At 67.4% G+C, this 15,316-nt stretch carries 11 protein-coding genes; 9 read left to right on the plus strand and 2 right to left on the minus strand.

Translation table 11 applies throughout. The features are described from left to right. Window positions 1-48 precede the first annotated feature (48 nt). From EA796_RS08990 to EA796_RS09015, 6 genes are all read left to right on the plus strand, one after another. The gene (locus EA796_RS08990) at window positions 49-1,890 is read left to right on the plus strand and encodes an amidohydrolase (RefSeq protein WP_178082551.1); all 1,842 of its coding nucleotides are present in this window, start codon (window positions 49-51) and stop codon (window positions 1,888-1,890) included. A 1-nt stretch (window position 1,891) separates the two neighbouring features. After that, complete coding sequence (locus EA796_RS08995) at window positions 1,892-3,520, plus strand: MFS transporter (RefSeq protein WP_122108372.1); 1,629 nt, start codon at window positions 1,892-1,894, stop codon at window positions 3,518-3,520. 30 nt (window positions 3,521-3,550) lie between these two features. Further along, the gene (locus tag EA796_RS09000) at window positions 3,551-4,321 is read left to right on the plus strand and encodes an alpha/beta fold hydrolase (RefSeq protein WP_122108373.1); all 771 of its coding nucleotides are present in this window, start codon (window positions 3,551-3,553) and stop codon (window positions 4,319-4,321) included. Window positions 4,322-4,355: 34 nt separating this feature from the next. Then, window positions 4,356-7,361 carry a sensor histidine kinase gene (locus tag EA796_RS09005; protein ID WP_256679195.1) on the plus strand — a complete coding sequence of 1,002 codons (3,006 nt, stop codon included), beginning with the start codon at window positions 4,356-4,358 and terminating at the stop codon, window positions 7,359-7,361. After that, window positions 7,358-7,999, plus strand: coding sequence for a response regulator transcription factor (locus tag EA796_RS09010; RefSeq protein WP_021443258.1), 642 nt, complete (start codon window positions 7,358-7,360; stop codon window positions 7,997-7,999). Before EA796_RS09005 ends, EA796_RS09010 begins: the two co-directional genes overlap by 4 nt. Before the next feature lie 86 nt (window positions 8,000-8,085). Next, entirely contained in the window at window positions 8,086-8,652 is a 567-nt protein-coding gene (locus EA796_RS09015) for a helix-turn-helix domain-containing protein (RefSeq protein WP_122108375.1), read from the plus strand. Here EA796_RS09015 and EA796_RS09020 read toward each other — a convergent pair whose 3' ends face one another. After that, window positions 8,653-9,255: a glutathione S-transferase family protein gene (locus tag EA796_RS09020; protein ID WP_122108376.1), complete on the minus strand. Its 603-nt coding sequence runs from the start codon at window positions 9,253-9,255 to the stop codon at window positions 8,653-8,655. It abuts the gene before it with no gap. Between the two features lie 89 nt (window positions 9,256-9,344). Further along, the gene (locus EA796_RS09025; protein WP_122108377.1) at window positions 9,345-10,502 is read right to left on the minus strand and encodes a PLP-dependent aminotransferase family protein; all 1,158 of its coding nucleotides are present in this window, start codon (window positions 10,500-10,502) and stop codon (window positions 9,345-9,347) included. Between the two features lie 167 nt (window positions 10,503-10,669). On the opposite strand from EA796_RS09025, the gene EA796_RS09030 reads away from it, so the two are divergent. From EA796_RS09030 to xdhB, 3 genes are all read left to right on the plus strand, one after another. Beyond that, window positions 10,670-11,095: a MarR family winged helix-turn-helix transcriptional regulator gene (locus EA796_RS09030; protein WP_021443262.1), complete on the plus strand. Its 426-nt coding sequence runs from the start codon at window positions 10,670-10,672 to the stop codon at window positions 11,093-11,095. A gap of 284 nt (window positions 11,096-11,379) precedes the next feature. Beyond that, window positions 11,380-12,819 carry a xanthine dehydrogenase small subunit gene (gene xdhA, locus EA796_RS09035; RefSeq protein ID WP_122108378.1) on the plus strand — a complete coding sequence of 480 codons (1,440 nt, stop codon included), beginning with the start codon at window positions 11,380-11,382 and terminating at the stop codon, window positions 12,817-12,819. Window positions 12,820-12,881: 62 nt separating this feature from the next. Continuing rightward, window positions 12,882-15,278 (plus strand): xanthine dehydrogenase molybdopterin binding subunit, encoded by a 2,397-nt coding sequence (xdhB, locus tag EA796_RS09040; protein ID WP_122108379.1) that lies wholly within the window; start codon window positions 12,882-12,884, stop codon window positions 15,276-15,278. Window positions 15,279-15,316: the final 38 nt, after the last annotated feature.

Genomic DNA, 15,316 nt, shown 5'->3' on the forward strand with positions numbered 1-15,316 from the left:
TTCGCCGCCTTGTCCGGCGACTCATCCGCCAGCTCACAAGGAGGCAACATGAGTGCCGACCTCATTCTGTACAACGGCCGCCTGCACACGGTCGACCGCGAAAAACCCCAGGCCAGCGCCGTGGCCATCAAGGACGGGCGCTTCGTCGCCGTCGGCAGCGATGCCGAAGCCATGGCCCTGCGCGGCGATGCCACGCGCGTCATCGACCTGCAGAAACGCACGGTGATCCCCGGCCTCAACGACTCGCACCTGCACCTGATCCGCGGCGGCCTCAACTACAACCTGGAGCTGCGCTGGGAAGGCGTGCCGTCGCTGGCCGACGCCCTGCGCATGCTCAAGGAGCAGGCCGACCGCACGCCGACGCCGCAGTGGGTGCGCGTGGTCGGCGGCTGGACCGAGTTCCAGTTCGCCGAGAAACGTCTGCCGACCCTGGATGAGCTGAACAAGGCGGCGCCCGACACCCCGGTGTTCGTCCTGCACCTCTACGACCGCGCCCTGCTCAACCGCGCCGCGCTGCGCGCCGTGGGCTACGACAAGAACACGCCGAACCCGCCCGGCGGCGAGATCCAGCGCGATGCCAGCGGCCAGCCCACCGGCATGCTGATCGCCCGGCCCAATGCGCTGATCCTCTACGCCACCCTGGCCAAGGGGCCGAAGCTGCCGCTGGAGTATCAGGTCAACTCCACCCGCCAGTTCATGCGCGAGCTCAACCGCCTGGGCGTGACCAGCGCCATCGACGCCGGCGGCGGTTACCAGAACTACCCCGACGACTACCAGGTGATCCAGGAGCTGGCCGACAAGGATCAGCTCACCGTGCGCATCGCCTACAACCTGTTCACCCAGAAGCCCAAGGAAGAGCTGACCGACTTCAAGAACTGGACCAGCAGCGTCAAGCTGCACCAGGGCGATGACTTCCTGCGCCACAACGGCGCCGGCGAGATGCTGGTGTTCTCCGCCGCCGACTTCGAGGACTTTGTCGAACCGCGTCCGGACCTGGCGCCGAGCATGGAAGCCGATCTGGAGCCGGTGGTGCGTCACCTGGTCGAGCAGCGCTGGCCGTTCCGCCTGCACGCCACCTACGACGAATCCATCTCGCGCATGCTCGACGTGTTCGAGAAGGTCGACCGCGACATGCCGTTCAACGGCCTGCCCTGGCTGTTCGACCATGCCGAGACCATCAGCCCGCGCAACATCGAGCGGGTACGGGCGCTCGGCGGCGGCATCGCCATCCAGCACCGCATGGCCTTCCAGGGCGAATACTTCATCGACCGCTACGGCGCCAAGGCCGCCGAAGCCACCCCGCCGATCCAGCGCATGCTGGCCGAAGGCGTGCCGGTCGGCGGCGGCACCGACGCCACCCGCGTGGCCAGCTACAACCCCTGGACGGCGCTGTACTGGCTGGTCAGCGGCAAGACGGTCGGCGGCACCACGCTCAACCCGCAGGGGCTGCCGCGTGACACCGCGCTGCAACTGTTCACCCACGGCAGCGCCTGGTTCTCCAGTGAACAGGGCAAGAAGGGCCAGATCAAGGTCGGTCAGCTCGCCGACCTGGTGGCCTTGACGGCGGACTTCTTCAGCATCGAGGAAGAGCAGATCAAGTGGCTGGAGTCGGTGCTGACCATCGTCGGCGGCAAGGTGGTGCATGGCACCGGCGAGTTCGACAAGCTCGCCCCGCCAACGCTGCCGGTACTGCCGGACTGGTCGCCGGTGGCCAAGGTGCCCGGGCACTGGAAGCCGGTCGCGGCGCCGCTGTCGGCCAGCATCCACCAGTGCGTCGGCGCCTGCGCCGTGCATCAGCACCAGCATGACCGCGCGCGCCGCAGCAGTGTGCCGGTGAGCGATCACCAGGGCTTCTGGGGCGCCTTCGGCTGCTCCTGCTTTGCCTTCTGACATGGCCAGCGAAAAACCCTCGCCCTGGGGCGCCCTCAAGCACAGCACCTTTCGCTGGCTGTGGCTGGCCAGCATCGCCTCGAACATCGGTACCTGGATGCACGAGGTGGGTGCCGGCTGGCTGATGACCAGCCTGTCGGCCAACCCCATGCACGTGGCGCTGGTACAGGTCGCCGGCTCGGCGCCGATGTTCCTCCTGGCGCTGCCGGCCGGCGCCATGGCCGATATCGTCGACAAGCGCCGCTATCTGCTCGGCGTGCAGCTGTGGATGGCGGCGGTGGCGACGCTGCTGGCCGTGCTTACCCTGCTCGGCCTGACCACGGTCTGGCTGCTGCTGGGCATGACCCTGGCCATGGGCGTCGGTACCGCGTTGATGATGCCGGCCTGGTCGGCGCTCACGCCGGAACTGGTGAGCAAGCGCGACCTGCCCTCGGCCATCGCCCTGTCCAGCCTCGGCATCAATGTCGCCCGTGCGCTCGGCCCGGCCATCGCCGGGGTGCTGGTCAGCTTGAGCGGCCCCTGGGCGACCTTCGCCCTCAACGCCCTGTCGTTCTTCGCGGTGATGGCGGTGCTGCTGACCTGGAAGCGCGAGCGCCAGGTCGCCAGCTTCCCGGCCGAACGCCTGCTGGGTGCCATGCGTGCCGGCTGGCGCTACAGCCGCGCCTCGAAACCGCTGCAGGCGGTACTGGTACGCGCCGCGGCCTTCTTCGTCGGCGCCAGCGCCGGCATGTCGCTGCTGCCGCTGATCGTGCGCGGCGAGCTGCAGGGCAGCGCCAGCGACTTCGGCCTGATGCTCGGCAGCGTCGGCGTCGGCGCCGTGCTCGGCGCCACCTTGCTGCCGCGCGTGCGCGAGCGCATCAGCAGCGACCGCCTGGTGCTGCTGGCCAGCCTGCTCTATGCCCTGGTGCTGCTGGCCCTGGCCAGCCTGCGCCACTTCGCCGCCCTGCTGCCGGTGATGCTGCTCAGCGGCGCGGCGTGGATCGCCGTGCTGTCCAGCCTGCAGGTCGCGGCGCAGACTTCGGTGCCGGACTGGGTACGGGCGCGGGCGCTGTCGGTCTACATCCTGGTGTTCTTCGGCAGCATGGCCGCCGGTGGCGCGCTGTGGGGCTTCGTCGCCAGCCAGGCGTCGATTCCGCTCGCCCTGGTCGCCGCGGCCGGCTGCCTGGCGCTGGGTGGGCTGCTCACGCCGCGTTTCCCGCTGCCGGTGACCGAGGCCGAGGATCTGGCCCCGTCGCTGCACTGGCCGGCGCCGATCCTGGCCGACGAAGCCGACCTCGAGCGCGGCCCGGTGATGGTCACCCTGCACTACGACATCGCCCCGGAACATGCCACGGCCTTTCGCCAGGCGATGAGCGAGGTGGCGCGCATGCGTCGGCGCAACGGCGCGTTCTCCTGGGGCCTGGTGCAGAGCAGCGAGAACCCGCGCCACTGGCAGGAGTTTTTCTTCGACGAGTCCTGGCTCGAACACCTGCGCCACCACGGCCGGGTCACCCGCGCCGAGCAACGCATCGAGGCGGCGGCCAGGCAGTTCCAGAGCGCCGGGGTCGCGATACGCATCGACCACTTCCTGACGCCGGGCAAACAGGCGCCGGAGCCTTCGGAAGCGCAGCATGCCAGCGATCCGCGATGACGGCGCAGTGGCGGCAGGACGCTCGCCGCCATGAGCCGGCAGGCCCTGTTCATTCACGGAACCTGGCTCACCCCGCTGATCTGGAGCCGGTTTCGCCGTCGCTTCGAGGCCTGCGGCTACAGCTGCAGCGCGCCGGCCTGGCCGCTGCTCGCTGCCGACCCGGCGGGTCAGCGCAGCCAGCCGCCGCGGGCAACGGCCAGCCTGGGCATCGCCGCCATTCTCGCTCACTACGCAGGGCAGATCGGCGACCTCGCACAGCCGCCGCTGCTGATCGGTCACGACCTTGGCGGCCTGCTGGTGCAGCTGCTGCTCGACCGCGGCCTGGGCTGCGCCGGCATCGCCATCGCGCCACCGGCCCACGGTGGGCTGGAAGGGCTGCGCGGCAGCGGGCCCTGGCTGGCGCGCCAGGCGTGCTGGCGCGGCGTGCTGCACATGAGCCCGCAACATTTCGCCCGCACTATGGCGCAGACACTGACGCCAGAGCGGCAGGCCGCCGCATACGCGCGGCATATCGTGCCGGCACCGGGCCGGGTATTCTTCGACAACGCGCTGGGCATCGGTAGCCGTATCGACTTCGGCAATCCCGACCGCCCGCCGCTGTTGCTGATTGCTGCGGGCGCGGACCGTAGCGTCCGCCCCGCCGCGGTCGCGGCGGCCTATCGACGCCACCGGGGCTCGACGGCGGTCACCACTTTCAAACACTTCAGCGGCTACAGCCACTGGCTGATTGCCGAACCGGGTTGGGAAACCATTGCCGACTACTGCATCGAATGGGCTCAAAACCAGCTGGGACGCTTCTGAATCGCCGACCGCCTCGCAGCTTCATCCTCTGTTCGTGGCACTGGCCCTGCTGTGCCTGCTGCTCTGCACCGCCGTTCGCGCCGACGCTGGCGAACTGCAGCAACGCTTCGAACATCGGCGCTGGACGCTCAACGACGACAGCCCCAGCCAGATCGGCGCCCTGGCGCAGACCCGCGACGGCTATCTGTGGCTCGGCACCCATGATTCGCTGTATCGCTTCGACGGCCTGAGTTTCACCCGCTACCGCGCCACCGATCAGCAGGAACTGGGCATAGTCTCCAGCCTGCTGGCCAGCGACCAGGGCCTGTGGGTGGGCCTGCGCAACGGCGGCGTGCGCCTGATCGACGCCGAAGGCGAGGTCGCGGCCGCCTTCGACCTGGGCCGCGGCACGGTCTACGCCCTGGCGCAGACCGCCGACGGCCAGCTATGGGCTGCGGCCAACGACGGTCTGCTGCGCTTCGACGGGCAAAGCTGGCAGCAGCTTTCCAGCCAGGCCGGCTTCGTCGGCACGAACGCCTACGCCCTGCTGGTCGATACTTCCGGGCGGCTGTGGGTGGCCGACGAGCGACGTCTCTATACGCTGGAGCCCGGCGCCCGGACGCTGCGCGACAGCGGCATCGCAGTCAGGCGTCCCCGGCAGATCGTCCAGGCGCCCGATGGCGCGCTGTGGTTGGCCGAACGCGATGGCGAGTCGGTACTGCGGCTGGATACCTCGACCGGGCAGGCCAGTCGCATCGGGGTCGGTGAGCCGGTCAACGCCCTGCTGTTCGACCAACGTGGCGCGCTGTGGCTGAGCACCGCCGGCAACGGCCTGCTGCATGTGGCGCAGCCGGATCGCTACGCGGAGGGCGGTTTTACCGCCATCGAACGCTTCGCTGCTCGCGACGGGCTCAGCTCCGACCTCGTTGCGCCGCTGCATCAGGACAGCGAAGGCAGCCTCTGGATAGGCACGCACGATGGCCTGGACCGCCTGCGCGACCGACCGCTGCAACCGGCGGGCTTGCCCGCCAATGCGCAGAACCTGGCCCTGGTGGCGGATCGGACCGGCGCGCTCTGGGCCGGCAGCAGCAACCTGCCGGTGATGCGCCTGGATCGCGACGGCCTGCAGCATCTACCGCTGCAGACGCCGATCAGCGCCACCGCCCGCGACAGCCAGGGCCGAGCCTGGCTGGCCGGCCCACAGGGCATCTGGCGCAGCAGCGGCGACAGCCTGCAAAAAGTCGCCGAGCTGCCGGTGCAACGCAGCCTGGACTCCGCGGTGCGCGCCATGCTGGTGGATCGCCAGGGCGCGCTGTGGCTGTCGGTCAATCGCCAGGGCCTGTTCGTCCTGCGCGACGGGCGCTGGCACGGGCTGCCGCCGCCGAGCGCCAAGCCGGCGCAGCAGATGCCGGTCAGCGCCGCCCTGGCGCCCGATGGCGGCCGCTGGTTCGGTTATCGCGACAACCTGATCGTCAGCCACGACGACGGCGGCGAACGCCATTGGGGCGCGGCCGAAGGCCTGGATGTCGGCCATGTGACCGCCATGGCCCATCAGCCCGGTCATGCCTGGGTCGGCGGCCAGCGTGGCCTGGCGCGCTTCGACGGGCAGCGCTTTCAGCGCCTGCCGCTGCCGGACAACGGCCTGTTCGACAACCTCTACGCCATCGTCCCGGTGCGGGTCGAGGCCGGTGAGGATCTCTGGCTGCAGGGCCAGGGCGGCATCTTCCAGCTGCCCGCCGCGGAGATCGCCCTGGCCCTGGCCAACCCCGCGCATCAGATCCGCTACCGCACCTACGATGCACAGGGCGGCCTGGCCAACGACCCGCACCAGGTACTGGCCCTGCCCACCGCAGTGCGCGCCGGCGAGAATCGGCTATGGTTCGTCACCCGCAACGGCGTGGTCGGCCTGAACCCGCTGCGCGCCCCGCAGAACAGTGCGGCGCCGCGCGTGCGCATCGAATCGCTGGTGGTGGACGGCGAGGCGCTGCCGCTCGGTGCAACCGCCGAGCTGCCGGCGGACAGCCGGCGTCTGGTCATCGGCTACGGCGCGCCGAGCCTGTCGGCGCCGCAGGGCCTGCATTTTCTCTATCGCCTCGACGGCTTCGATCACGCCTGGCAATCCGCCGGCCGCCAGCGGGAAGTCACCTACACCGGCCTGCCCGCGGGCGACTACCGCTTCCGGGTACGCGCCCTCAACCAGAACGGGGTCGCCAGCGAACAGGACGCCGAACTCGACTTCAGCATCGCACCGCTGTTCTACCGCCAGCCGTGGTTTCTCCTGGCGCTCGGCGTCGCCCTGCTCGGCAGCCTGCATCTGCTCTACCGCAGCAACATGCGGCGCGCGGCGGAGCGGCTGCGCACCCGCCTGGAAGAGCGTCACGAGGAGCGCGAGCGCATCGCCCGCGAGCTGCACGACACCCTGTTGCAGGGGGTGCAGGGGTTGATGCTGCACGTGCAGGCCGCGGCCGATAGCCTGCCCGTCGGACAGCCCAGCCGCGGCCTGCTGGAAAAGGCACTGGATCGCGCCGACCAGGTGATCAACGAGGGTCGCGAGCGGGTACGCGATCTGCGCAGCGTGCCTCAAGGTCCCGTCGACCTGCCCCAGGCACTGGGCGAGCTGGAGCATCTGCTCGATCACCCGGGCGTAACCTATCGGATCGACATAAAGGGCACGCCCATTGCCCTGCATCCGGTGGTTCACGATGAGCTGTACCTGCTGGCGCGCGAGGCCGTCGGCAACGCCTTTCGCCATGCCCGCGCCAGCCTCGTGCAGCTGCAGCTGGACTATGACCCGCGCCAGTTCGAGCTGCAGGTGGTCGACGATGGCTGCGGCATTCGCGCCGATTACCTGGACAGCAGCGAGGCCGCCGATCACTGGGGCCTGCGCGGGATGTACGAGCGCGCCGCGAAGATTGGCGCTACCCTCAGCATTCACGGCGCCCAGGGGCGCGGCAGCCAGGTCCGGCTGACACTGGTCGGCGTACTGGCCTACCGGCAGAAGGAGCCTTGCGCGCGCCGCTGGCTACCCTGGAAAAGACTCACGAGGAGCCCGCACCCATGAGCATCGCCACCCCTATCCGCGTGCTGGTCGCCGATGACCACCCGCTGCTGCGCGAGGGCATCGCCGCCGTTCTCGCCGCTCAGGCGGATATCGAGCTGGTGGGCGAGGCCGGCGACGGCCAGGAAGCGCTGGACTGCTTCCGCCGCCTGCGCCCGGACGTCACCCTGATGGACCTGCAGATGCCGCGCATGACCGGCATCGAGAGCATCCAGGCGATCCGTAGCGAATGCCCGGATGCGCGCATCGCCATCCTCACCACCTACCGCGGCGACGTGCGCGCCCTGCACGCCATCCAGGCCGGCGCTCAGGCCTATCTGCTGAAAAGCAGCCTGCGCAAGGAGCTGGTCGAGACCATCCGTCAGGTGGCCGCGGGTAAACGCCACATTCCGCCGGAGATCGCCGCCGAACTGGCCGAGCATATCGGCCAGCAGTGCCTCAGCGCGCGCGAGGTGGAGGTGCTGCAGGCGGCGGCACTGGGCTACTCCAACCGCGATATCGCCCTGCAACTGCGCATCACCGAGGATACGGTCAAGGGGCATATGCGCCTGGTCATGGACAAGCTCGGCGCCAACAACCGCACCCACGCCGTGGCCATCGCCGTGCAGCGCGGGGTCCTCGAGGTCGGCCTGCCACTTTAGTGTTGCTCCCCGTCCCCACCTTGTGAGCTGGGCGCCGACAGCTCCGCCGCGCATGCTCTGCGTGCGACCAGACAAGGAGGCTTCATATGGGCTCGCTCGGAGAAACTCAGGGCATCACGCCCTGTCTGGCAAAGGCGCTGGACAATGCTCAGACGCTGGCAAGGATCGCCGAATTGCTGGCCGATGCCGGAGCGGCCCTGCAGCAAGACACCCTGCGCGCCTACGTCTACCTCGACCAGGCCATGGAACTGCTAAGACAGGCGAACGGCGGCAGCGAGAGCGACCTGCGCCATGCGGCGGGCCTGAACCGCTGGCAAACGCGGCGTCTGGACGAATACATCAGCCGGCATCTGGATACACCGATCCGCACCTGCCACCTGGCCGCTCAGCTCAACCTGAGCAGCAGCCACTTCTCCCATGTGTTCAAGCAGACCTTCGGCATCACGCCGCTGGCCTACGTGGCGCGCAAGCGTATCGAGGCGGCCAGGGCGATGATGCTGGCCACCGATCAGCCATTGACGCAGATTGCCCATGCCCATGGCTTCTGCGACCAGTCGCACTTCACCCGCACCTTTCGGCGCGAGACCGGGATGAGCCCACTGCTGTGGCGACAGCGCTGCGCCGCGAAGACGCAGGCTACCACCGAGCGTTGATCAGCCCAGCATGGTCACATGACGCGGATGGCTGGCCACCCGCTCGAGCCAGGCGCGGATGGCCGGGAAGGCTTCGAGGCTGAAGCCGCCTTCGCCTGCCACATGGGTGTAGGCATACAGGGCGATATCGGCAATGGAGTAATGCTCACCGACCAGATAGGGCGTACGTTCGAGCTGCTTCTCCATCACTTTCAGGGCCTTGTAGCCGAGCTTCAGGCAGCGCGCGTGCTCCTCGCGGCGTTCCTCGGGCATGCCCTGGTAGAGCTGGATGAAACGCGCCACGGCAACGTAGGGCTCGTGGCTGTACTGCTCGAAGAACTGCCACTGCAGCACCTGGGTGCGCAGGCGCGGCTCGCTGGGCAGGAACTCGCTGCCCTCGGCGAGGAAGTTGAGAATGGCGTTGGACTCCCACAGGCAGGTGCCGTCGTCCAGCTCCAGCACCGGAATCTTGCCATTGGGATTCTTGGCCAGGAAGGCTTCGCTCTGCGTCTCGCCCTTGAGGATGTTGACGGGAATCCACTGGTACTCCTTGCCCAGCAGATGCAGCATCAGCTTGACCTTGTAGCAGTTGCCCGAACGGTAATCGCCGTAGACCTTGTACATCGCATTGCCCTCCCTACATCAATCCTTGCGGCAAGCTCGCCGCCAATCAAATCACCGCCAACCGCCCTGCTTCTGCAGGGGGGACTCAATCACGCCCCCTGCGCCTCGCGGATAACTGCAGCGAGCCGGCGCAGGCCTTCGCCCAGGCGCTCCGGCGCCACATGACTGAAGTTCAGTCGCAGATGACCGGCGTTGGCGTCCGGATCGATAAAGAACGGCTCACCCGGCATAAAGGCGACGTTCTGCGCCAGGGCCGCATCGAGCAATGTGCGGGTATCCAGCGGCTGCTTCAGGGTCAGCCAGAAGAACAGCCCGCCCTGCGGAATTTCCCACTCGGCCAGATCGGCGAAGTGCTCCAGCAGCGCCGTCTGCATGGCGTCGCGGCGGATGCGGTAGAAATCGCGCAGCTCGGCCAGGTGGCCGCGGTACTGCTCGCTGCCCAGCCACTGCAGCGCCTGCCACTGGCCGATGCGGTTGGTGTGCAGATCGGCCGACTGCTTCAAACGCAGCAGGTGCGGGAACAGATCCGGGGTGGCGATCAGGTAGCCGACGCGCAGGCCCGGCAGCAGGGTCTTGGATACGGTGCCGGTGTAGATCCAGCTGGCCTTCTTCAGGCGGCTGACGATGGGCGTGGCCTGGCCTTCATCGAACACCAGCTCACGGTAGGGCTCGTCCTCGATCAGGGTCACGCCGAACTCGTCGAGCAGCGCCGCCACCGCTTCGCGCTTGGCTTCGCTGTAACGGGCGCCGGACGGATTCTGGAAGGTCGGAATCAGGTAGGCGAAGGCCGGCTTGTGCTTTTCCAGACGCTGGCGCAGCGCCGCCAGCTCGGGACCATCGGCCTCCTGCGGCACGCTGATGCAAGCGGCGCCGAACAGCTGGAAGGCCTGCAGTGCGGCCAGGTAGGTCGGCGCCTCGAGCAGCACCTCGGTGCCCGGATCGATGAACAGCTTGGACGCCAGGTCCAGGGTCTGCTGCGAGCCGCTGACGATCAGCACCTGGCTGGCCTCGCAGGGCACGCCCAGGGCGCGCGCCTCGGCGGCAATGGCCTCGCGCAGGGCCGGCTCGCCCTCGCTCATGCCGTACTGGCCCATGCTCGCCGGCATCTCGGCCCAGTCCACCTTCGGCAGCATGGGTTCGGCCGGCAGCCCGCCGGCGAAGGACATCACCTCCGGACGCTGCGCCGCGGCGAGAATTTCACGAATCAGGGAGCTTTTCAGGCGGGCGATGCGTTCGGAGAAGACCATGGGATTACCTGGGGTGCAAAAGGCTGGAAATTTAAGTCAAACTGCTTGACCGAAACTACGACGCCACCCAGAGATACGTCAATATGACTGACCTAAAAAATTTCCCCGAGAAATTTTTAACGTCGCCCAGCGACGGCCCGCAGGGTGGCCGCCACGGATGGCAGGCCATGAAAAACCCGGCCGTCCAACAGGCCGCCATGGAGGCCTTCTTCTTCGGCTACCAGGCCTTCACCGCCAAGCCCGACGAGATGCTGGCCAAGCGCGGCCTGTCGCGGGTGCACCACCGCATCCTGTTCTTTATCGCCAAGTACCCGGGGCTGAGCATGAAGGAACTGCTCGGCTATCTCGGCGTGAGCAAACAGGCGTTGAACACGCCGCTGCGCCAGCTGATGGAAATGCACCTGGTGCACAGCGAGGCCGCGGCGGACGACAAGCGCAAGCGCCTGCTCGGTTTCACCGCCGAAGGCGCCAAACTGGAGCAGGCCCTGCGCCGCGAACAGGCGCGCCTGCTGCAGCGGGTGTTCGCCGAAGTCGGCGAAGAGGCCGTGCAGGGCTGGCTCAAGGTCAACCAGGCGCTGACCGTGCGCCGCTGACCCCGCACGCGGGCGCTTTGGCAGACATCGAGGAGCGCCCCTCCTGGCGATCCAGGCACACCGCTGGCACAAAAGCCGCTAGCCTGAAAACAGGCCTCTCGACTCGCGCCCGGCTCATAACCGAATTGCATGACAATCGGCTGACCACAAGGTCAAATATTTGTTGACCCAAAAGTCAGAAAACTCTAGATTGGCCCCATGGCAGCCCGCGCCAGGGCCTTGCAGTGCGTGCATCACCTGGCCAGCCAACCGAGTCATAACAATAAAGTGCCTGGAGGTCGTCCTTGATCCAGTTTTTACTCAACCGGGAGCTGCGCACCGAGCATGCCCTGGACCCCAACGTCACCGTGCTCAACTACCTGCGTGAGCACGTCGGCAAAACCGGAACCAAGGAAGGCTGCGCCTCCGGCGACTGCGGTGCCTGCACCGTGGTGGTCGGCGAGCTCGAGGGCGACCGCGTACGCTACCGCACCCTCAACTCCTGCCTGACCTTCGTCTCCAGCCTGCACGGCAAGCAGCTGATCACCGTCGAAGACCTCAAGCACCAGGGCAAGCTGCACAGCGTGCAGCAGGCGATGGTCGACTGCCACGGCTCGCAGTGCGGCTTCTGCACCCCTGGCTTCATCATGTCGCTGTTCGCCCTGCAGAAGAACTCCACCGGCTACGACAAGGGCCAGACCCTGGAAGCCCTGGCCGGCAACCTGTGCCGCTGCACCGGCTACCGCCCGATCATCGACGCCGCCGAGCAGGCCTGCTGCCAGAAGCAGCCGGATCAGTTCGATGCCTTCGAAAGCAACACCGTGGCCCAGCTCCAGGCCATCGCTCCGCGTGAAACTGCCGAGCTCAACAGTGGCGACAAGCGCTGCCTGGTACCGCTGACCGTGGCCGATCTGGCCGACCTCTATGCCGCCAACCCGGAAGCACGCCTGCTCGCCGGCGGTACCGACCTGGCCCTGGAAGTCACCCAGTTCCACCGTGAACTGCCGGTGATGATCTACGTCGGCCATATCGAAGACATGAAGCGTATCGAAGTGACCGACAGCGCCATCGAGATCGGCGCGGCCGCGGCCCTGTCCGACTGCTACGACGCGCTGTCGCGCGAGTACCCGGACTTCGGCGAGCTGCTGCACCGCTTCGCCTCGCTGCAGATTCGCAACCAGGGCACCCTGGGCGGCAATATCGGCAACGCCTCGCCCATCGGTGACGCCCCGCCGCTGCTGATCGCCCTCGGCGCGCAGATCGCCCTGCGCCAGGGCAACACCCGGCGCATCCTGCCGCTGCAGGACTACTTCCTCGACTACAAGGTGACCGCGCGCCAGGAAGCCGAATTCATCGAGAAGATCATCGTGCCGCGCGCCCAGGCCAACCAGGCGTTCCGCGCCTACAAGGTGTCCAAGCGCCTGGACGACGACATCTCCGCCGTCTGCGCCGCCTTCAACCTGACTATCGTCGACGGCGTGGTCACCGAAGCGCGCATCGCCTTCGGCGGCATGGCCGCCATTCCCAAACGCGCCAGCGCCTGCGAAGCCGCGCTGGTCGGCTCGGCCTGGTATCCGGGCGTGATCGAACGCGCCTGCGACGCGCTGGGTGAGGACTTCACCCCGCTGTCGGATTTCCGCGCCAGCAAGGAATACCGCCTGCTCACTGCCCAGAACCTGCTGCGCAAGTTCTTCCTGGAGCAGCAGTCACCCGAGGTCGAAACCCGGGTTACCGCTTACGCCTGATGGCGCAGTGAATTGATACGCCGCCGGCGCGCCCGGCGGCATGCGAAGTTTTGGAGGCGAAGATGTCCAGTCATATCGAACACAAATCCCAGGAAGAGCTGGCCGCCCTGTTCCGCGCCGGCATGACCAGCGGCGTCGGCAAGAGCGTCAAGCACGAGAGCGCGGACAAGCACGTGTCCGGCGAGGCGGTCTATGTCGACGACCGCCTGGAATTCCCCAACCAGCTGCACGTCTATGCGCGCCAGTCGGATCGCGCCCATGCGCGCATCCTGCGCATCGACACCCGCCCCTGCTACGAGTTTCCGGGCGTGGCCATCGCCATCACCAAGGATGACGTGCCAGGCCAGCTGGATATCGGCCCGGTGGTCGCCGGCGACCCGCTGCTGGCCGACGGCAAGGTGGAGTACGTTGGCCAGGTGGTGCTGGCGGTAGCCGCCGACAGCCTGGAAACCGCGCGCAAGGCGGCCATGGCCGCGATCGTCGAATACGAAGACCTGGAGCCGGTGCTCGACGTCGTCGAGGCCTACCGCAAGAAGCATTTCGTGCTCGCCAGCCACACCCACCGCATCGGTGACTCGGCCAGCAAGCTGGCCAGCGCCCCGCGACGCCTGCAGGGCACCCTGCATATCGGCGGCCAGGAGCACTTCTACCTGGAAACCCAGATTTCCTCGGTCATGCCCACCGAAGACGGCGGTATGCTGGTCTACACCTCGACGCAGAACCCCACCGAGGTGCAGAAGCTGGTCGCCGAAGTGCTCGGCGTGCCGATGAACAAGATCGTCATCGACATGCGCCGCATGGGCGGTGGTTTCGGCGGCAAGGAAACCCAGGCCGCCGGCCCGGCGTGCCTGTGCGCGGTGATCGCGCACCTCACCGGCCGGCCGACCAAGATGCGTCTGCCGCGCATGGAAGACATGAGCATGACCGGCAAGCGTCACCCCTTCTATGTCGAGTACGACGTCGGCTTCGATGACGACGGCCTGCTGCACGGCATCGAGATGGACCTGGCCGGCAACTGCGGCTACTCGCCGGACCTGTCCGGCTCCATCGTCGACCGCGCCATGTTCCACTCGGACAACGCCTACTTCCTCGGCAACGCCACCATCAACGGTCATCGCTGCAAGACCAACACCGCCTCGAACACCGCCTACCGCGGTTTCGGCGGCCCGCAGGGCATGGTCGCCATCGAGGAAGTGATGGACGCCGTGGCCCGCAGCCTGGGCAAGGACCCGCTGGAAGTGCGCAAGCTCAACTACTACGGCAAGACCGAGCGCAACATCACCCACTACCACCAGACCGTCGAGCACAACGTCATCCACGAGATGACCGCCGAGCTGGAGCAAAGCTGCGAGTACGCCAAGCGCCGCGAAGAAATCCGCGCCTTCAACGCCAAGAGCCCGGTATTGAAGAAAGGCCTGGCCATGACCCCGGTGAAATTCGGCATCAGCTTCACCGCCACCTTCCTCAACCAGGCCGGCGCGCTGATCCATATCTACACCGACGGCTCGATCCACCTGAACCACGGCGGCACCGAGATGGGCCAGGGCCTCAACACCAAGGTCGCGCAGGTGGTGGCCGAAGTGTTCCAGGTGGATATCTCGCGCATCCAGATCACCGCCACCAACACCGACAAGGTGCCCAACACCTCGCCGACCGCAGCCTCCAGCGGCGCCGACCTCAACGGTATGGCGGCAAAGAACGCGGCCGAGACCATCAAGCAGCGCCTGGTGGACTTCCTGGTGCGCGAGTACAAGGTCACTCCAGAAGACGTCGAATTCCGCAACGGCCAGGTGCGCGTGCGCGACCACTTCCTGTCCTTCGAGGAGATGATCCAGAAGGCCTACTTCGGTCAGGTATCGCTGTCGTCGACCGGCTTCTACCGCACGCCGAAGATCTATTACGACCGCGACAAGGCGGCCGGCCGCCCCTTCTATTACTACGCCTACGGCGTGGCCTGCGTGGAAGTGCTGGTGGACACCCTGACCGGCGAATACCGCATGCTGCGTGGTGACATCCTGCATGACGTCGGCGACTCGCTGAACCCGGCCATCGACATCGGCCAGGTCGAAGGCGCCTTCGTCCAGGGCATGGGCTGGCTGACCACCGAGGAGCTGGTGTGGAACGCCAAGGGCAAGCTGATGACCAACGGCCCGGCCAGCTACAAGATCCCGGCCATCGCCGACATGCCCATCGACCTGCGCGTGAAGCTGGTGGAAAACCGCAAGAACCCGGAAGACACCGTGTTCCACTCCAAGGCCGTGGGCGAGCCGCCCTTCATGCTCGGCATCGCCGCCTGGTGCGCCTTGAAGGACGCCGTGGCCAGCCTGGCCGACTACAAGGTGCAACCGCAGATCGACGCCCCGGCCACGCCTGAGCGCGTGCTCTGGGGTGTGGAACAGATGCGCAAGCTGAAGGCCACGGCCAAGGCTGCGAGTGCGGCCGAGGTTGAAACGGCGTAACGCCAAAGACCGACCCGGTGGATGTAAAGAGCGACATC

It is taken from the genome of Pseudomonas sp. AOB-7 (assembly GCF_003696305.1).
In the GTDB taxonomy this organism is placed as follows: domain Bacteria; phylum Pseudomonadota; class Gammaproteobacteria; order Pseudomonadales; family Pseudomonadaceae; genus Aquipseudomonas.